The organism is Pseudomonas sp. A25(2017) (assembly GCF_002001065.1).
Classification (GTDB): domain Bacteria; phylum Pseudomonadota; class Gammaproteobacteria; order Pseudomonadales; family Pseudomonadaceae; genus Aquipseudomonas; species Aquipseudomonas kilonensis.
In genome coordinates, this window is record NZ_MUOA01000072.1 from 1 (window position 1) to 17,394 (window position 17,394).

Below are 17,394 nucleotides of genomic sequence, written 5' to 3' on the forward strand. Positions count from 1 at the left end.
TTTGAACACTTGAAGGGTTCACCCAGAGGCGCAGGCTTGTTCCTATCGTCGGTCTAGGCCAGATGCATTCTTTATCGGCGCTTGGGTGAAAGGAGGAGGGGTGAAATCTCCCACGGTCTGTACTGCGCGAACAGTCAGAATCGAGCTTTGTCCCTCCTCCTCCCTTCAAGTCCTACCATACAAGCGGGCTTGCTCGCGAAAGCGGCGGGTCAGCTTGCATCGATGCTGATGCTGCTGACGTCATCGCGAGCAGGCTCGCTCCCACAAGGATTTTGTGTCGAATCCATATGCAGTGAGTATCCGCAACCCCCTGTGGGAGCGAGCCTGCTCGCGATAGCGGCGGATCAGTCTGCGATGATGTTGGCTGTTCCGACCCCTTCGCGAGCAAGCCCGCTCCCACAAGAATTTTGTGTCGAATCCAGATGCTGTGAAAACCCGGGCCCCCCTGTGGGAGCGAGCCTGCTCGCGATAGCGGTGGGTCAGCTTGTGGTGATGTTGGATGTGCCGACATCTTCGCGAGCAGGCTCGCTCCCACAAGGGGTTTGTGTCGAACCCGGATGCTGTGAACACCCGCAATCCCTTGCTCACCATCCCCAGAATTGCAACCACCAGCCATAACCCACCAGGCCGCTGGCCAAGACCAGGCATGCCATGGCTGGCAATCGCTGGATCGGTGATACCTCTGTTTGCTGCAGGCGTTTCCAGCCCAGCCATAAACTCCAGGCTATCGCCGCTATCAGCAACACGGCCCGAGCCGGTTGGACCCATTCCAGCAGCAGTCCTTCATAGCGCAACAGTTTGACCGTGGTGGCCGACAAGCCGAGGAACAACCCTGCACCGCCAAGGGGCGTCAGGGTGATGGCTAAGGGCCAATATTGTGCGTTATCCCCCGAGAGGCGTGCCGCCAGGCGCATCAGCAGCATCAGCGAAGTGCCGATCAGCAGCGCACTCATGCCCAGGTACGCGACGATGCAAAAACCATCGAGCCAACTGAAACTGTCATTGAGTTGCGGATAGTGCGTCAACAGCCACCAGGGCGCATTGTCCTGGAGTGCCCAGAGCCAATCATGACTGACCAGCCATTGGGCCAGGCTCTGCTTGAGGTCGATGAACCACGGGCTGACGGTCCACTGGAAGGCGCCCATGGCCAGGCCTATGACACCGAACAACAGCAAGCGAACATCCCAGGGCGAGAGGGTGTCAGCCGTCGAGTGCAGGATTTCCTCGCTGCTGGAGCGGGCAATCAGCCGTACCGCATCGCGCTGGCCGCTGCAGCGACCACAGGCGTGGCAATCGGCGGCGCCGCGCATACGGCGGATGTCCAGCAAGGGCGCGCAGTTGGGAGGAGGGCGACGCGGTGCCGGGTTTTCCAGCCAGCGTTGTTCGTCCACCTGAAAGTGCACCGGCGCCAAGCGAGCAAGCAGGGAGAAGACGCCGCTGACCGGGCACAGGTAACGGCACCACACCCGCTTGCCCCGGGCGAACAACAGGCCGACGATCACCGCGGCGACGGTGGAGCCCCCCAGGATCAGCAACGCCGCCTGGGCGTAGTCGTAGACGCTGATCAGTTGACCGTAGAGGGTGGTCAGGCAGAACGCCAAGGTCGGCCAGCCAGCCCAGCGCAATCCGCGCGGCGCCCCGAGACCCTTGCCGTACTGGCTGGCCCATTCGCTCAAGGCGCCTTCCGGGCACAGCACGCCACACCAGAGCCGCCCGAACAACACGATCGACAGCAACACGAACGGCCACCACAGGCCCCAGAACAGAAACTGCGCCAGCAACGTGAGATTGTCGAACAGGCGTGCCTGGCCGCTGGGCAATGGCAGCAGGGCCGGCACCACCAGCAGCACCGCGTAGAACAACACCACCGCCCATTGCACGGCACGAATGGTTGCACCGTGGCGCCGCATGCCGTCGCCCAGGCGCTGGAGCCAGGGGTTCAGGTCGGGCATGGCAGGTTTTCCGCCTTGCGCGGCCGCAGCCAGCCCGCGACGACGCCCCAATAGCCCAGCCACACCAGCAGCGTCATCGCACTCGGGCTGGCCCGGTAGCCGGTGAAGTCCGCCAGGAACCCGCCGAAACCATGGCCGTCGTCGAGTATTGCGCTGCTGTCCCACAGCGCGTCGCCAATGCCGCGATACACCGCCTCGGGCCAATCCATCGCGAGCAGTTGCCCGCCGACCCGCTCGATACCGCTGACCAACAGCGCCGCCCCCAACAGCAGCAGGATCGCTTCGCTGATGGCAAAGAAACGCGGCCATGAGATGAACCGGCGACTGCTGTGCAGCAAGGAGACGGTCAGCAGCGACAACACCAGCCCGGCCAGCGCGCCCACGGCGAACAAGCCCAGTTGCGGCCCTTGCAGGCGCGCACCGGCGCCATACAGGAACACCACGGTTTCACTGCCTTCGCGGCTGACCGCCAGCAACGCCAGCACCAACAGCCCCAGGCCGCCCTGGCGGCTCAGGCGCTGGTCGGCGTGGCGTGTCAGGTCATGCTTGAGCGTCCTTGCGTTTCGGTGCATCCAGCCGACCATCTGCACGATCAGCAGGCTGGCGACCAGTGCCAACGACGCCTGGAACCATTCATTGGCCGTCCCGCTCATGGCCTCGCCGGCCAGCAGGATCAGGCCGGCGAGCACACCGGAAAGCAACAAGCCCAACGCTGCGCCAGCCCATACATAGCGCAGCAGTTGGCTGGCCTGTTGTTGCCGGCTGACCCAGGCCTGGAGAATCCCGATCACCAACAACGCCTCGACGCTTTCGCGCCAGACAATAAACATCGATTGAGTCATGCAAACGCCTCCTGCTGACCGATTACTGGGCGAGAATCCCGCCCTCGGGCAGTTGCGGATTGAATTCGTCGAAAAACGGATAGCGCCCGGGACGCAGCGGGTGGATGACCACGAAGGTCGTGACACCGGGCGAGAGCACTTTCTCCACGCGCAAAGGCGTGCTTTCGAACTCCGCCGGGCCCTGGCCGATGTTTTTCAGCACGATCTTGAAGCGTTGCCCGGCTGGCACTTCCAGTTGCGACGGGGTGAAATGCCCGTCGCGCATGCTCAGCTCGTAGGTCGGCAGTTCAGCCTGGGCGATTGACGGTTGCAGCAGACCGGCCAGCATCAGCCAGGCCAGGTATGACGGCCAGAATCGGCGATTCATGTTCAGTACCCGCCTTTTTTCCCGATCCCGGCGTAGACGAATTCGTAGTGCAATTCACAGCGCTCGAACCATGGCGCCACGCCGGTTTCCTTGTCGGTATGACGACCGAGGGAGCCATGGCCGCCGGGTGGCAGGACGGTGAACGTCAGTTGATATTTGCCTGGGCCGAGCAGCTTGACGTTGTCGCCATAGTGCGGCCCGTCGTTGGCGACCATGGCGTGGAAGTCGCCCTTGAGTGCGGTGTCGTTGCCTTGTTTCTTCAGCTGGAACGACACATTGAGATAGGGCACGAAGCTGCCTTCCTGGAAGCCCAGCTGGTTGTCCGCCGTGGCGCGGATGTCGGCTTCCAGGTGAACGTCGGAATCGGCCGTGGCCCGCATCATCCCGGCGGGTGCCATTTCAATCGGTTGCAGGTACACCGCACCGACCTCCAGTCCTGGGCACAGTTGCGGTTCGCCGATGGGGTATTCCTTGGCCTGGGCCAGTGGTGCGAGAAACAGCAGGGCCAGAGGTAGAGTGGCAAGTGTGCGCATGATGACTTCCTGGTTGGCTAAATGATGGCGCCGAGTCTAGGAAGCTTTGCTGCGAATAATAATGATTCTTGTCAATTTTTAGCGCGAATTCTTGATCGGCGAACGCCTATTCGCTGCTGCGCGGCTGTTCTTGATCAGGATCAAGGGAGGTCGTGCCTCGACGGGGTAGGGTACGGGTACACCCATCGGTTATGCGGGGTCGTCATGGCAAAGCCCTTTCCCATCAGTCCCAAACATCCCGAGCGCATCTGTTGGGGCTGTGATCGTTACTGTCCGACCAGTGCGCTGGCCTGCGGCAACGGTGCCGATCGAACGATGCACCCGGCCGAGATGATCGGGGACGATTGGTACCTACATGGGGATTGGGGGTTGGAGCTGGTCGACATTACCGCCAAGGTCATCGATCCAAGCGCCACTCACGTGAAGGTGTAGGAGCTGTCGAGTGCAACGAGGCTGCGATCTTCCCAAAAACACTTGAATCTCAAGAGAAAGATCAAAAGATCGCAGGCTTCGCCAGCTCCTACAGAACCGAGCGGGAGCAAGCTCCCTCGCCACAATGGATCACACGCGCCTTAGAGCTTCGGCAACTGCCCGATCCGCCCCATCATCTCGGTCACGATCTGCAAGTCCAACAGGAACTGCTCGACCGTCTTGAACTCGTTGTCGTTGTGCCCGGTGTACTTGACGTCGGGCATGGCCAGGCCGAACTGCACGCCATTGGGCAAGTCATGAACCGAAGTGGCGCCGGCAGAGGTGCCGTATTTGTGTTCCATGCCCAGGTTCTCCGTGGCGACGGCCAGCAGCGCCTTGACCCATTCGCCTTCGGGGTTGCGGTACATCGGCTCGTCAATGGAGGCGTCGAAGGCGACGGCGACCTGGGATGTCTTGGTCCAGGCAGACAGCTTGTCGGTGATCTCAGTCTTCAGTGCCTCGGTCGGCTTGCCAACCGGAACCCGCAGGTTGACCGCCAGCTTGAAGGTCTTGTCATCCATCCCGACGTAGGTCAGCGTGGCGGTCAGCGGCCCCATGAACGCGTCGGAAAAGCCGATGCCCAATTTTTTGCCCAGGTAATCCAGGCCCCAGTTGTCGGTGGCGTAGCGCGCGGCGTCGGTGATGTGGTTGTGCTTGAGCGCGACTTTGCCGTCGAGGCCGTTGATGAACACCAGCATCCTGGAGACCGGGTTGACGCCTGACTCGGGCTCGGAGGAGTGGGCCGAGACGCCAGTGAAGGTCAGCTTGACCGTGTTGTCGGCCACCTCGCTTTTTGCCTCAAAGTCGCCGCCATTGGCCTTGGCATAGGCTGTACCGGCCTTGAGTAGGTTGGCGGCCAGTTCGGTGGGCTTGTCGGTGACAAAGGTCGCCACCGACGTCGACGGGATCTGGTTGGTCGCCATGCCACCGGTGAGCGCCGTTATTTCCGCGCCCTTGCCCTGTGCGGCGCGCCGGGGGAAGTTCGCCATGACGGTGCCATAGCCTTTCTCGGCAATCACTACGGGGTAGCCGCCATCCAGTGCCAGGTTGTAGTTGGGCGTCGGGTTGCGTTCGAAATAATAGGGGATGGCGTCGCCGGTGGTTTCCTCGGTGGTGTCGACCAGCAGCTTGAAGTTGCGCGCCAGCGGCAGTTTCTCTTCCTTGATGATCTTCATGGCATAGAGCGCGACCACGATGCCGTTCTTGTCGTCCTCGGTACCGCGGCCATACATGCGGTCGCCCACCAGGGTGACCTTGAACGGGTCGAGGCGGGTGCCATCTTTCAACACCCAGTTTTCCGGCGTTACCGGCACCACATCGGCATGGGCGTGAATGCCGACGACTTCGTCGCCGCTGCCTTGGAGGGAAATCTCATAGACGCGGTTGTCGACATTGCGGAAGTTGAGGTTGAACGCCTCGGACAGGCTTTTGATCTTGTCGGCGATCTTGAGGAATTCCGGGTTCTCGTGCTGGGCAACACCGTCCTTGCGAAAGGTCGGGATGGCGACCAGTTCCTTCAGTGTCTCGGTGGCCGCCTGGCCGTATTTCACTCGGGCATAGAGGCCCAGCAGGCGGTGGATTTCATTCTGCTGTTCAGCCGAAAGGGTTTTGTTGCCTTGGAACGCGCTGATGGCCGGGCCGAGGTTGGCGGTTTTGCCCTGGTCGCTCTTGGCCACATCGGCCAGGAATTGTCTGAAATCGGTGACTGAGGTGTTGGAGAAGGTTTTGACGATGGCTGCGCCCTGTTGGGCGGTGATGTTGGCGAAGGCTGGTGTGGTGATCGAAGCGAGGCTGGACAACAGCAGGGTGGTCACGGCCAGGTGTTTGAGCGAGAAGTCCATTGCTGGGCATTCCTTTGCAGGCGGTAGGAGGGAAGTGTCTGATTTGATGACACAAACCTTTACAACCTAACAGGCGATTGTGGGGCAGGGGAGTCTGGCGGGGGAATTTGTCGCACAGTGAGGCAAAAACGGCGCAGAAATGAAAAATCCACTCCAATCACCCAACATTCAGTGTGGGAGCGGGCTTGCTCGCGAAGAGGCCAGCACATTCAACATCATCGTCGACTGTTATGCCGCCTTCGCGAGCAAGCCCGCTCCCACAGGGGATCTGTGGTGGATGCCAGTTTTGTTAACACCCACTCCCACAGGGGAAGCGGGTGGGTATTGGTTTAATGCGGTGCGCGGGGGATCGTCTTGAGCAGGTCTTCAGGGCTGATATGGCCGACCACGGGTTGCGCGGTGCTGCCGGGCAATGGCAGGTCGAGGATGTGCCCCTTGATCTTGCCGACCACATGCATTTCGCAGGGTTTGCAGTCGAACTTCAGCGTCAGCACTTCATCACCGTGTATCAGCTGCATCGGTGCCACCTTGGTGCGTACGCCGGTGACGCCCTTGGCCTGCTTGGGGCAGAGGTTGAACGAGAAGCGCAGGCAGTGCTTGGTGATCATCACCGGCACTTCACCGGTTTCCTCGTGGGCCTCGAACGCCGCGTCGATCAGCTTGACGCCGTGACGATGATAGAAGTCCCGGGCCTTCTGGTTGTAGACGTTGGCCAGGAACGACAGGTGCGACTCCGGGTACACCGGCGGCGGGCTGGTCTCGGCCTTGCGGCCACCGCGTGGGTGGGCTTCGATGCGGGCGGCGGTCAGGGCCTCGATGGCTTCGCGGCGCAAGGCCTTGAGCTGCGAGTTGGGGATGAAGAACGCCTGGGGCGCATCCAGCTCGATCGCGGTGGCGTGGTATTCGGTGGTGCCCAGTTGGCCGAGCAGGTCGTGCAACTGCTCCAGGGCCTGTTCCGGCTTGTTGGCCACGCCGAACGGCCCATCCAGGGCGACGCTGGCGCTGATGCCTTCCTCGCTGGTGGCGGTCAGTTCCAGGCGCGCTTCACGCAGGCGTGCAACCCAGGCCAGGCCCACGCGGCGTTCGGAGGAGGTCTTGAGCAACGCTTGCTGCCAGTTGTGGTCCAGGTTGCGGCTCAACGGATGGTTGGGGCGCAACTGGTACATGCCGGCCGGCATTTCGTTGGGCTCGACGCGGTAGCGGTAACGCTTCTGGCCATCCTCTTCGAACTCACCCTTGGGCTCAGCGATGTTGGCGCGGAAACCGACGACTTCGCGCTTGACCAGCACATTGAGGCCGTCGCCGTTGGACAGCGGGTCGAAGGTCACCACTTGCAGGTCGCGCTTGCCGACTTTTTCCACCACGCCCACCGGCACGCCGGTAAAGGTCGGCGAATCGAAGGCGCCGATGTCGATCTTGCGTTCGCTGACGAAATAGTCGGTGCTGCCACGGTGGAAGGTCTTGTCCGGGTCGGGGACGAAGAAGTGCGCGGTGCGGCCGCTGGACGCGCGGGCCAGGTCCGGACGGTCTTCGAGGACATCGTCCAGGCGCTGGCGGTAATAGGCGGTGATGTTCTTCACATAGCCCATGTCCTTGTAGCGGCCTTCGATCTTGAATGAACGCACGCCGGCTTCGACCAGGGCGCGGATGTTGGCGCTCTGGTTGTTGTCTTTCATCGACAGCAGGTGTTTTTCGTAGGCGACCACCCGGCCCTGGTCGTCCTTGAGGGTGTAGGGCAGGCGACAGGCCTGGGAGCAGTCGCCACGGTTGGCGCTGCGGCCGTTCTGGGCGTGGGAGATGTTGCACTGGCCGGAAAACGCCACGCACAGCGCGCCGTGGATGAAGAACTCGATGGCCGCGTCGGTCTCGTCGGCGATGGCGCGGATTTCCTGCAGGTCCAGCTCACGGGCCAGGACCAGTTGCGAGAAACCGGCCTGGTCGAGGAACTTTGCCCGGGCCAGCGTGCGGATGTCGGTCTGGGTGCTGGCGTGCAGTTCGATGGGCGGGATATCCAGCTCCATCACCCCCAGGTCCTGGACGATCAACGCATCGACACCCGCATCGTATAACTGGTGGATCAGTTGGCGGGCCGGCTCCAGCTCGTTGTCGTGCAGGATGGTGTTGATGGTCGTGAACACACGGGCGTGGTAGCGGTGGGCGAACTCCACCAGCCGGGCAATATCGCCCACCTCGTTGCAGGCGTTGTGACGCGCGCCGAAACTCGGGCCACCGATGTACACGGCGTCGGCGCCATGCAGAATGGCCTCGCGGGCGATGGTCACGTCGCGGGCGGGGCTGAGCAATTCCAGATGATGTTTGGGCAAGGACATTTTTTTAGTCAGGCTGGTCACGGTCGAAGCGCGCATTGTAGCCGCCAGGCGCCTTACAGGCACCTGTGGACTTGGGTTTGCACGATCCTGACCGATGCGCGGCGCTCCCGCCGGGGTCACTCCGGTGTCGAGCTGGCGCTGCACCAACGGTTTCGCCCGGTGTTCTTGGCCAGGTACAAGAAGGCATCGGCGGCCCTGATCAGCATGGCCGGGGTGACGTCCTCTCCGCTCGGCTGGCAGGTGGTGACACCGGCGCTGATGGTCACAATGCCCAAGGGATGGTCGCCATGTTCAATGTTCAAGGCCCTGACGGCTTCGAGGATTTGCTGCGTGACCTTGGCGGCACCGGCGCTGTCGGTGTTGGGCAGCAGCACGGTGAACTCTTCACCGCCGTAGCGGACCGCCAGGTCACCCGGCCTTTTGATGGTCTGCCCGAGCGCGGCGGCAATCGCCCGCAGGCAATCGTCGCCAGCGGCATGGCCGTATCTGTCGTTGAAACGCTTGAAGTAATCGACGTCGAGCATGATCAGGGCCAGGGACGAACCCTGGCGCCTGGCCAGGCGGATTTCATCGGCCAGGGCAATATCCAGCCGCCTGCGGTTGCCCAGCCCGGTCAGGCTGTCGGTCAGCGCCATGTCGCGCATGGCCTGGTGCGCAGTGCGAATCTGTTTCTCCATCGTCATCCGGTAGCGCAGCTGGCTCAACACGATGAGCCCGAAACCCACCAGTATCGCGATCAGGAAAATCAGCACCAGACCGGTCTTGAACAGGTCGCGGCGCCAGGGCGCGATGATCGATTCGCGGGACAAGCCGGCTTCCACCACCAGCGGGTAAGTGGTCAGGGCCCGGTAGCCGTACAGGCGCTCGGTGTCGTCGACGACGGCCCTGGCTTCGGCGATGCCCTGGTTGGAAGTGGGCAAGTGTTCCCTGAAGATCACGCTGTTCACGAGACTCTTGCCAATCACCGACGCGACGAAGGGCCGTCGGACCAGGATTGTTCCGTTGCGCTTGGCCAGGACCAGCGCGCCTTTGCCATCGATTTTGAAGTCGCCGTAGTAGTCGACGAAATAGCTGACCTTCACGGTCCCCAGCAATACGCCGGCAAACGAGCCATCGGGGTTGTTCAGGCGGCGGGAAATGGGAATGATCAGGTCGTTGGTGGAGCGGCTCTTGACGACGTCACCGATGCGCACGCCTCGATCCTCGTGGGTGCGGTGGTATTGGAAGTAGTCACGGTCGGCGTTGTTCGCCATTTCCGGGATCACTTCCTTGTCCGTCACCAGCCATTGGCCGTCCGGGCCATAGATAAACAACCCATGCAGTTGCGGCATGATGGCGGCCTGTTGCACCAATAGCTTATGGATGCGCGGGACGTCCATGTTCTGCAGGCCATCGCCCTCCACCCGTTCACTGAGGGCGGCGGTGACCACATCCACTTGTCGAATGGTATCTTCGGCGTGCTGGGCCGTCGCCCGTGCCAGGTTCGTCACCGAATCGCGGGCAGACGCAAAAGCGGCACGGTAATCGCGCCAGGTGCGCCAGCCTTCGACGGCCAGAAACGCGATGATGACCACCAGCATGAAACTCACGGTCAGTCGCAATGCTGCTCCAGCCCGTGTGCTCTGGGGAGAAAAGGCCTCATCAGTGTTTTCAATCTTTGGCTCTGGCCGTTTGCGTCCGAGCATCAACATTTCCTTTTACGACAGGTCTGCGCGCTATTGATGCGCAGCCTATCTTATTCGATTCCAGCACGTTAGCTCGCTTCGACGAGGCAGGTACAACCGGCGACACACGATTTGGGAGAAATATTTCATGAAGGTTGGCGTCATTTCCGACACCCACGGTCTGCTTCGCCCGCAAGCGCTGGCAGCATTGGAGGGGTGTGAGCGGATCATCCATGCCGGTGACATCGGCAGCCCCGGGATCCTGGATCAACTGGCGTCGATCGCGCCATTGCATGTGGTGCGCGGCAATAACGACCTGGGGGCCGATTGGGCTGGACCGCTTGCCGATCGCCTGCAGTTCGACCTGTGTGGATGGCAGGTCTTGCTGGTCCACGACATCGCCGACGTACAGGATTCACTCGATCCGGACGTGAAATGGGTGATCAGCGGCCATTCCCACAAGCCGGGCATCGAATGGCGTGGCGAGCGGCTGTACCTGAACCCCGGCAGCGCCGGCCGGCGGCGGTTCACGCTGCCGGTGACGCTGGCGTTGGTCGAGGTGAGTGCTAGTGCGATCGAGCCGCGGCTAGTCCGGTTGCTGGAATGAACATGCTTACTTGAAGTACTTGTCGACGTAGGACTGGATTTCCTTGCGCATGAAGCGTCCGGATTCATCCGCCCGTTCTTCCCAGCCGAACACGCAAGCGGTGACGATACCGTCGAAGCCGGTCTTGGCCAGCTCGCTGAAGAACAGGTCCCAGTCGATCTCGCCCTGGTGCATGTCCATGTGCTGGTGGACGGTGACCTTGGCGCCGGGCGGGTTGACGATGTAGCGCAGGCCGGACGAGGCCTTGTGGTTGTAGGTGTCGGCGATGTGGACATGGGCGATCATCGATCCGGCTTCGGCGATCATGGCTTTCATGTCATCGCCGAAATAGAAGGTATGCGGCGTGCAATAGAGGAACTTGACGTTGTCCGAGCCGAGGGTCTTGAGCATGTCGAGGGCCGGATTCAGGGTTTCGCACCAGTCTTCGGGGTGAGGTTCGACGTTCAGCGTGACCCCCTCGCTTTCCAGGATCGGCACCAGTTCCTCCATCGAGCGCCACCAGGCTGCTTCGCTCGACTCATGGCTGTGCAGGCCGCCGCAGCAACTGACTTTATGCCCACGATCAGGCGACGGCCCGCGGCCAAACTCCGAGTTCATGGTGGTGCAACCCATTTCCACGGCGATCTGGATGGCCTCCTTCCAGTAGTTCACCGCTGCCCGGCGTTCGTCTTCGTGGGGGCTGGCCCAACGATACATCGGCAGCAGCGAGGCCAATTGCAGATCGTGGTCGCGCAGGGCTTTCTTGAACTCGGCGATACGCTCCTTGTGGGCGCGAGGGCGGACCCACCAGGGCAGGAAGTCTTCCCGTGGCGACAGCTCCAGGTACTGGTAGCCAAGTTCGGCGGTCTTGCGGCACAGGTCCGGCAGGCTCAGGTGGCGATGCATGTAGGGGTCGAGGGCGATTTTCATTGTTGTTCTCCTTAGGCAATGCTCATTACCTGTGGCGAGGGGATTTATCCCCGCTGGGGCGCGAAGCGGCCCCCGACATTCCATCCTGATACACCGTAGTAGCAGATCCATTTGGGACCGCTTCGCGGTCCAGCGGGGATAAATCCCCTCGCCACAGGGGTCAATAGCCGACCCAGCCTGAATCCTGGTTGGCTGACTCCACACAGCGTTCGACCCAACGCACACCGTCGACGCCGGCGTCGATGTCGGGGTAGCGCAAGGCGGCCAGCGCCTCGTTGTCGCCACGGTTCGCCGCATCCATGGCCAGGGCGAAGCGGCGATAGAGATTGGACCAGGCTTCGAACAGCCCTTCGGGGTGGCCGCCACCGATGCGGTCGTCCTCCAGCGCGTCGGCGTGCAGGTAGCCCATGCCGCGTTCCAGGGTCTGCGCCGGTTGGCCCTGGATCTCGAAGCTCAGCTGGTTGGGCCGCTCGTCCCACCATTCAAGGCTGGCCCGGGAGCCGATCACGCGGATTTTCTGCCCGTGCATGGACCCGGCATTCACGGCGCTGGACCAGACCATGCCCATGGCGCCGCCTTCGTATTCCATCAAGGTGTAGGCGTTGTCTTCCAACGGGGCGCGGCTGGCGACGAAGCTCTGTCGGCTGCACATCAAGCGTTTGATCTTGAGATCGGGCAGCATCACCTTGGACAAATACAACGGGTGCGTGCCGACATCCCCCATCACGTAGCTGGGCCCGGCCTGGCGCGGGTCGACGCGCCATTGGGTAGCCTGGTTCTGCGCCTCCACCGGTGCGCTGTGAAAACCATGGGCAAACTGCATGTGCACCATGCGGATCTCGCCCAGTGCCTGTGCCGCGATCATCGCCCGGGCCTGTTCGATCAACTGGTGCCCGGCATAGCCGTAGGTCAAGCCCACGATGCGTCCCTTGGCGTGCGCCAGGCTGCGCAGTGCCTCGGCCTGCTCGAGGGTAAAGCACAGCGGCTTTTCACAGACCACATGCAGCCCGGCTTCCAGGGCGGCTCGGGTGATGGCGTAGTGAGTGCCGTTGGGCGTGGCGATCGACACCGCTTCAATCCCATCAAGGCGTTGTGCTTCCAGCTCGAACAGGCTGAGGTAGTCCGAATAGCAGCGCTGGGGGTCGATACCCAGTTGCTCGCCAAAGGCCCGGCCGCGTGCAGGGTCGATATCCAGCGCCGCGGCAACCAGTTCGAAATTCCGGTCGCGCAGGGCGGCCGAGCGGTGGATGTAGCCGATCTGGCTGTGCTCGCCGCCACCGACCATGGCCCAACGTATGGGCCGTGTGATTGTTTTGCTGCCGTTGATCATGACGTTGTCCTTGTGTGATCAGAAACCGATGCGGGCCAGGTAGGCGCGGCTGGCGGCCACGTCGTCGAGGCTGCTCCCGGCGTTGCGTGGGTCGCGCTCCTGTTCGACGGTGATGCAGCCCACATAACCCAATTCATGCACGAGGCTGTGCAGCGCCGGGTAATCGATGACGCCACGCCCGATGGGGCACATCACGCCGCGGGCGCAGGCGGCGAAGAAGCGGATGTGTTCGTTCAGCACCTGGTCGAGCACCACCGGGTCGATGTCCTTGAAGTGCAGGTAGTCCAGGCGATGGGCGTAGGTGCGCAGCGACGCGACTGGGTCCATGCCTGCGTAATAGAGATGCCCGGTGTCCAGGCACAGCCCGGCGACTTCATCGGGAATGTCGTCCACCAGGCGCGCCAACTCATCGGCGAACTCGATGTAGCCACCGGCGTGGGGATGGATGACGGCGCGGATGCCGTATTGATGCCAGGCGATGTCAGCGATGGCGCGGATGTGCGCCATCATCGTGTTCCAGCGAGCATCGTCCAGGCGCGGGGCGCGGTCCGAGTGACCGGCGGCGTAGTCGCGCGCCTCGTGGCCCCAGTCGATGATTACCAGATACGGCCCGGCATGGCGCTGGCCGGCTTGCTGCGCCATGGGCGGCAGTTGTTTGAGCAGGGCGCAGATGTCGTGAGTCTGGCGCAGCAATTCAGGCAGGTTGGCGGGGTTGACCAAGTCGTCGAAAATCGTCCCGGCGACGATCTGGAGATCGTGTTCAGACAAGGCCTGAACAAGGGTTCCGTCCAGCGGCAGGTAACCATAAGGCCCCAGTTCAATGCCGCGATAGCCAGCCTCGGCGGCTTCGCCAAGCACCCGGCGCCACGGTGGCAGGAACGGGTTCTTGACGTCGTCGACGCCCCAACAGCAGGGCGCTGTACAGATGTGAATGGCCATGGAAGCACTCCGGCTGTGTTTATTGTTATGGGCTGGACCTGATGCTATTGCGTTGCCGGGGAGGGGGCCATGGGGCGTTGGCTTAATCTGTCAAAACCCCTCATGATGCCCGGCAGAGGTGTCAAAATATGTCAGAAAAGCCACGCCGAATGCTTCGCCCTACCATGGCCGATGTCGCCCGGGAAGCCGGAGTCAGCCTGTCTACTGTCGATCGGGTGCTGAACCTGCGCGCCGATGTGCGCGCCGACACCGCCCAACGCATTGCCGCGGCGGCCGCGCGGTTGGGGTTCCATGCCAAGGGCGTTATCGAACAGCGGGTGCTCAACGACCGCCCGACCTTGCGGCTTGGCTTTCTGTTGCAGAAAAGTGGTGTGCCTTTCTACCAGGGGCTTGCCCACGCGTTGTCGAACGCTGCCGCGACCTGCACGCGAGCACGGATTCGCGTGGTCATCGGCTACTTGGACGACCTCGACCCGGTCATCGTGGCGCAACGCATCCTGGCCCTGCGCGATCAAGTGGACGGGCTGGGCGTGGTGGCGGTGGATCATCCCCGGGTCCGGGAGGCGGTTGCGCAATTGCGCGAGACGGGTGTTTCGGTGGTGGCGCTGCTGTCGGAGCTGTCCAGCGCCAGCGGCACGGGGTATGTCGGGTTGGACAATCGACTCACGGGCCGCACGGCAGGCTGGTTCATCAGCCGTCTGGCGAGGCAACCCGGGGCGGCGGCCGTCATGCTCAGCAGCCAGCGTTTCCAGTGCCAGGAATTGTGTGAGCTGAGCTTTCGCAGTTATTTGGCCGAGCACTCCAGCGAATGGGAGCTGCTCGCATCGCGCCTGACGCTGGAGGACGATGAGTTCGCGTATGGCAACACGTTGGACTTGCTCAGCGCAGAGCCTGACCTGGTGGGACTTTATGTGGCCGGTGGTGGCATCGCCGGCGTATTGCGGGCCTTGCGTAGCCTCCAGGAACAGCGGATTCGCTTGCCGGTGGTGGTGTGCCACGACCTGACGCCGTTGACACGCGAGGCGTTGAAGACGGGCCTGGTCCAGGCGGTGCTGTCGCATCCTGTCGTGACCATGGCCGAACAGGCCGTCGAAGCCCTGGTCGAAGCGGCGACTGCTACGTCGCCAGGCCCGGCGCCGAGGCGGGTGGTGCCGCTTCAGATCGATGTGCCGGAAAGCACCTGACTGTTTGATTGCAGTCTGAGCCATCGCTATCGCGAGCAGGCTCGCTCCCACAGGGGATGGATGGTGGATGTAGATATTGCGGTCAACCAGAAACAGTGTGGGAGCGAGCTTGCTCGCGATGGCGCCGGGTCAGTCGGTATGGCCGGTGACTGATACACCGCTTTCGCGAGCAAGCCCGCTCCCACAGGGGATGGATGGTGAATGTAGATCTAGCGGTCACCGGAAACATTGTGGGAGCGAGCCTGCTCGCGATGGCGTCGGGTCAGTCGGTATGGCCGGTGACTGATACACCGCTATCGCGAGCAGGCTCGCTCCCACAGGTCTTGAACATTAAGCTTCTTGGCCTGCTTGAGCCCCGGCCAAGGTCGGATAGTCCGTATAACCGCGCTCGTCACCCTGGTAGAACGTCGATGCGTCAGGGGTGTTCAGTGCCTGGCCTCGCTTGAAACGTTCCACCAAATCCGGGTTTGCCAAAAACGGCGTGCCGAATGCCACCAGGTCTGCTTCGCCACGGCTGATGGCCGTGGCGGCGCGTTCGGCGCTGTAGCCGCCATTGGCAATGTACGTCCCGCCGAAGCGATGCTTGAGTTCCAGGAAGTTGAATGGGCCTTCGCCCAATTCCACGATGTGCAGGTAAGCCAGGCCATAGCGGCTGAGCATTCTGGCCGTGTAGTCGAATGTTGCTTGCGGGTTGCTGTCGCTCATCGAGAAGTAGCTGAAGATCGGCGACAGGCGAACGCCGACGCGGCTGGCGCCGAAGACTTCGATCACCGACTCGACCACTTCCTTGAGCAAACGTGCACGGTTCTCGATCGAGCCGCCGTAGATATCGGTACGTTGGTTGGTACCGTCACGCAGGAACTGGTCGATCAAGTAGCCGTTGGCGCCATGAATCTCGACGCCGTCGAAGCCGGCCAGCTTCGCGTTGGCCGCGGCCTGGCGGAAGTCGGCAACCACACCGGGGATTTCATCGAGCGCCAGGGCCCGTGGCAGTTCATAGGGCTTGAGGCCTTCGGGGGTGTAGATCTCGCCATCGGCCTTGATTGCCGAGGGGGCTACGGGTTGGGCGCCGTTGACCTGCACCAACGGATGGGAAAGACGACCTACGTGCCAGAGCTGCAAGAAGATCTGCCCGCCCTCGGCGTGAACCGCGTCGGTCACTTGTTTCCAGCCGGTGATTTGCTCAGGGGTAAAGATCCCTGGCGTTCTCAGGTAACCCTTGCCCTGGGCCGACACCTGGGAGCCTTCGCTGACGATCAGGCCGGCGCTGGCGCGTTGGCTGTAGTACTCGGCCATCAGGGGCGTGGCTGCATCGCCAGCGCCCGCGCGGCTGCGGGTCATTGGCGCCATGATCATGCGGTTTTTCAGGGACAGCTTGCCGACTTGAGTGCGGGACAACAGAAGATCGAGACCGATGTCAGTCATGATTCACCTCTAAGGGATCGGGTATGAATTAGGGATTGAGTCGAGGGGCGGTCAGGCCAACCGACCCTCTTGTTGCAAAAGGGCGCCGATGCGCTGGATTTCTTTCTCGCCTTTTTCCAGGGCGGCCTCGCTGGTGTGCACCGAGTAGTAGCCCATCACCAGGTCATGGGGATGCTTGACCGCCGAACCGAGCACGAAGGAGGTCGCGCCCCGGGCAACGATGTCGATGGCCTCGCCGGAGGCTTCGAATACCACCATTTCTCCGGCATTGACGTGGCCGCCGGCATCGAGGCCGCCGCTGTTGACCGCCAGCCAGGCGACGGTGTGCCCGGCCGGTGGCGTGTAGCGCCAGTGCTCGTTGTCCTGCAACTGCACGGCGAGGTAATTCATGCCTGCTGGCGCCGCAACATTGCTGCGGGCTGCGCCGTATTGGCCGAGCAACACCAGCGCCGGACCTTCACGGGGGATCTCGGAGGGCGCCAGGTAGACGCTGTGGGCCGGGGCATTTTCTTCTGCCGCCGGCAGTGCAACCCAGAGCTGGAAGCCTTGGATCGGCGAACCTGCGACCGGTCGGGCGGTGTGCCATACGCCGTTCCCAGCTTGCATCCACTCCATGCCGCCGCTGGGCAACGTGCCTGACTGGCCCGTGGTGTCCTCGTAGATCACCTGGCCCTCGATCATGTAGGTCAGCGTGGCGATCCCGGAATGAGGGTGCATACCGAAACCTCTTTGCATGGCATCGGCGTTGAAGGCGAAGTGATCGAGAAACACGAATGGCTTGCAGAGCTGGCCCAGGTCACCTGGGCTCATGAGCCGGGTGATCGGCCCATGGCTGCTGCCGGAGGTGCGGTGGACGATGGCGCGGGGCGGTGCTGCGACGATGCTGTTCATGGGGTGCCTCCAAGTCTTGGGCGGTGGGCCTCGATGCGAGAAGGATAAGTGCCTGCCAATAGATTGATTAGTCGATACAATCGGATTGAACTCATCCACAAAACGAAGG

Annotated in this window: 15 protein-coding genes; 3 read left to right on the plus strand and 12 right to left on the minus strand. The window is 62.3% G+C overall.

Annotated features, from left to right (window positions below):
- Positions 1 to 584 precede the first annotated feature (584 nt).
- Genes B0E42_RS17540 through B0E42_RS17555 form a run of 4 tightly spaced genes read right to left on the minus strand, consistent with a single transcriptional unit; the run spans position 585 to position 3,694 of the window.
- Positions 585 to 1,952, minus strand: coding sequence for a 4Fe-4S binding protein (locus B0E42_RS17540; RefSeq protein ID WP_077506922.1), 1,368 nt, complete (start codon positions 1,950 to 1,952; stop codon positions 585 to 587).
- Positions 1,940 to 2,794 (minus strand): FTR1 family protein, encoded by an 855-nt coding sequence (locus B0E42_RS17545; protein WP_077506923.1) that lies wholly within the window; start codon positions 2,792 to 2,794, stop codon positions 1,940 to 1,942. The genes B0E42_RS17540 and B0E42_RS17545 overlap by 13 nt, the downstream gene beginning before the upstream one ends.
- A gap of 22 nt (positions 2,795 to 2,816) precedes the next feature.
- The gene (locus tag B0E42_RS17550; protein ID WP_018613409.1) at positions 2,817 to 3,161 is read right to left on the minus strand and encodes a cupredoxin domain-containing protein; all 345 of its coding nucleotides are present in this window, start codon (positions 3,159 to 3,161) and stop codon (positions 2,817 to 2,819) included.
- Between the two features lie 2 nt (positions 3,162 to 3,163).
- Positions 3,164 to 3,694 (minus strand): iron transporter, encoded by a 531-nt coding sequence (locus tag B0E42_RS17555; protein ID WP_053179515.1) that lies wholly within the window; start codon positions 3,692 to 3,694, stop codon positions 3,164 to 3,166.
- Between the two features lie 204 nt (positions 3,695 to 3,898).
- Between B0E42_RS17555 and B0E42_RS17560 the strand changes: the two genes are divergently transcribed.
- On the plus strand, positions 3,899 to 4,126 hold the full coding sequence (locus tag B0E42_RS17560; RefSeq protein WP_018613405.1) for a DUF3079 domain-containing protein: 228 nt from the start codon (positions 3,899 to 3,901) through the stop codon (positions 4,124 to 4,126).
- Positions 4,127 to 4,266: 140 nt separating this feature from the next.
- Here the strand turns inward: B0E42_RS17560 and B0E42_RS17565 are convergent, their stop codons facing one another.
- The 3 genes from B0E42_RS17565 to B0E42_RS17575 form a co-directional block, all read right to left on the minus strand.
- Positions 4,267 to 6,006, minus strand: a complete 1,740-nt coding sequence (locus tag B0E42_RS17565) for a dipeptidase (RefSeq protein ID WP_077506924.1) — start codon at positions 6,004 to 6,006, stop codon at positions 4,267 to 4,269.
- A 329-nt stretch (positions 6,007 to 6,335) separates the two neighbouring features.
- Positions 6,336 to 8,336: a U32 family peptidase gene (locus tag B0E42_RS17570; protein ID WP_077506952.1), complete on the minus strand. Its 2,001-nt coding sequence runs from the start codon at positions 8,334 to 8,336 to the stop codon at positions 6,336 to 6,338.
- Positions 8,337 to 8,452: 116 nt separating this feature from the next.
- Positions 8,453 to 10,021 (minus strand): sensor domain-containing diguanylate cyclase, encoded by a 1,569-nt coding sequence (locus B0E42_RS17575; RefSeq protein WP_033062923.1) that lies wholly within the window; start codon positions 10,019 to 10,021, stop codon positions 8,453 to 8,455.
- Positions 10,022 to 10,148: 127 nt separating this feature from the next.
- On the opposite strand from B0E42_RS17575, the gene B0E42_RS17580 reads away from it, so the two are divergent.
- Entirely contained in the window at positions 10,149 to 10,607 is a 459-nt protein-coding gene (locus B0E42_RS17580) for a metallophosphoesterase family protein (RefSeq protein ID WP_077506925.1), read from the plus strand.
- 6 nt (positions 10,608 to 10,613) lie between these two features.
- On the opposite strand, the gene B0E42_RS17585 is transcribed toward B0E42_RS17580, so the two are convergent.
- The 3 genes from B0E42_RS17585 to B0E42_RS17595 form a co-directional block, all read right to left on the minus strand.
- Positions 10,614 to 11,516, minus strand: coding sequence for a sugar phosphate isomerase/epimerase family protein (locus tag B0E42_RS17585; RefSeq protein ID WP_018613397.1), 903 nt, complete (start codon positions 11,514 to 11,516; stop codon positions 10,614 to 10,616).
- A 160-nt stretch (positions 11,517 to 11,676) separates the two neighbouring features.
- Positions 11,677 to 12,846, minus strand: coding sequence for a Gfo/Idh/MocA family protein (locus B0E42_RS17590; RefSeq protein WP_077506926.1), 1,170 nt, complete (start codon positions 12,844 to 12,846; stop codon positions 11,677 to 11,679).
- Between the two features lie 18 nt (positions 12,847 to 12,864).
- Positions 12,865 to 13,785, minus strand: a complete 921-nt coding sequence (locus B0E42_RS17595; RefSeq protein WP_077506927.1) for a TIM barrel protein — start codon at positions 13,783 to 13,785, stop codon at positions 12,865 to 12,867.
- 128 nt (positions 13,786 to 13,913) lie between these two features.
- On the opposite strand from B0E42_RS17595, the gene B0E42_RS17600 reads away from it, so the two are divergent.
- A complete protein-coding gene (locus B0E42_RS17600; protein WP_053179532.1) occupies positions 13,914 to 14,969 on the plus strand; it encodes a LacI family DNA-binding transcriptional regulator in 1,056 nt (351 codons plus the stop codon).
- A gap of 330 nt (positions 14,970 to 15,299) precedes the next feature.
- Here B0E42_RS17600 and B0E42_RS17605 read toward each other — a convergent pair whose 3' ends face one another.
- Positions 15,300 to 16,394 carry an alkene reductase gene (locus tag B0E42_RS17605; RefSeq protein WP_077506928.1) on the minus strand — a complete coding sequence of 365 codons (1,095 nt, stop codon included), beginning with the start codon at positions 16,392 to 16,394 and terminating at the stop codon, positions 15,300 to 15,302.
- Positions 16,395 to 16,445: 51 nt separating this feature from the next.
- Positions 16,446 to 17,285, minus strand: a complete 840-nt coding sequence (locus B0E42_RS17610; RefSeq protein ID WP_077506929.1) for a pirin family protein — start codon at positions 17,283 to 17,285, stop codon at positions 16,446 to 16,448.
- Positions 17,286 to 17,394: the final 109 nt, after the last annotated feature.

What these genes read in the sequence shown, in the direction of transcription:
- B0E42_RS17550 (WP_018613409.1), bottom strand. Translation starts at nt 3,161, where the DNA reads ATGAATCGCCGATTCTGGCCGTCATACCTGGCCTGGCTGATGCTGGCC.
- B0E42_RS17545 (WP_077506923.1), bottom strand. Translation starts at nt 2,794, where the DNA reads ATGACTCAATCGATGTTTATTGTCTGGCGCGAAAGCGTCGAGGCGTTG.
- B0E42_RS17595 (WP_077506927.1), bottom strand. Translation starts at nt 13,785, where the DNA reads ATGGCCATTCACATCTGTACAGCGCCCTGCTGTTGGGGCGTCGACGAC.
- B0E42_RS17590 (WP_077506926.1), bottom strand. Translation starts at nt 12,846, where the DNA reads ATGATCAACGGCAGCAAAACAATCACACGGCCCATACGTTGGGCCATG.
- B0E42_RS17540 (WP_077506922.1), bottom strand. Translation starts at nt 1,952, where the DNA reads ATGCCCGACCTGAACCCCTGGCTCCAGCGCCTGGGCGACGGCATGCGG.
- B0E42_RS17565 (WP_077506924.1), bottom strand. Translation starts at nt 6,006, where the DNA reads ATGGACTTCTCGCTCAAACACCTGGCCGTGACCACCCTGCTGTTGTCC.
- B0E42_RS17605 (WP_077506928.1), bottom strand. Translation starts at nt 16,394, where the DNA reads ATGACTGACATCGGTCTCGATCTTCTGTTGTCCCGCACTCAAGTCGGC.
- B0E42_RS17610 (WP_077506929.1), bottom strand. Translation starts at nt 17,285, where the DNA reads ATGAACAGCATCGTCGCAGCACCGCCCCGCGCCATCGTCCACCGCACC.
- B0E42_RS17570 (WP_077506952.1), bottom strand. Translation starts at nt 8,336, where the DNA reads ATGTCCTTGCCCAAACATCATCTGGAATTGCTCAGCCCCGCCCGCGAC.
- B0E42_RS17585 (WP_018613397.1), bottom strand. Translation starts at nt 11,516, where the DNA reads ATGAAAATCGCCCTCGACCCCTACATGCATCGCCACCTGAGCCTGCCG.
- B0E42_RS17560 (WP_018613405.1), top strand. Translation starts at nt 3,899, where the DNA reads ATGGCAAAGCCCTTTCCCATCAGTCCCAAACATCCCGAGCGCATCTGT.
- B0E42_RS17600 (WP_053179532.1), top strand. Translation starts at nt 13,914, where the DNA reads ATGTCAGAAAAGCCACGCCGAATGCTTCGCCCTACCATGGCCGATGTC.
- B0E42_RS17580 (WP_077506925.1), top strand. Translation starts at nt 10,149, where the DNA reads ATGAAGGTTGGCGTCATTTCCGACACCCACGGTCTGCTTCGCCCGCAA.
- B0E42_RS17555 (WP_053179515.1), bottom strand. Translation starts at nt 3,694, where the DNA reads ATGCGCACACTTGCCACTCTACCTCTGGCCCTGCTGTTTCTCGCACCA.
- B0E42_RS17575 (WP_033062923.1), bottom strand. Translation starts at nt 10,021, where the DNA reads ATGCTCGGACGCAAACGGCCAGAGCCAAAGATTGAAAACACTGATGAG.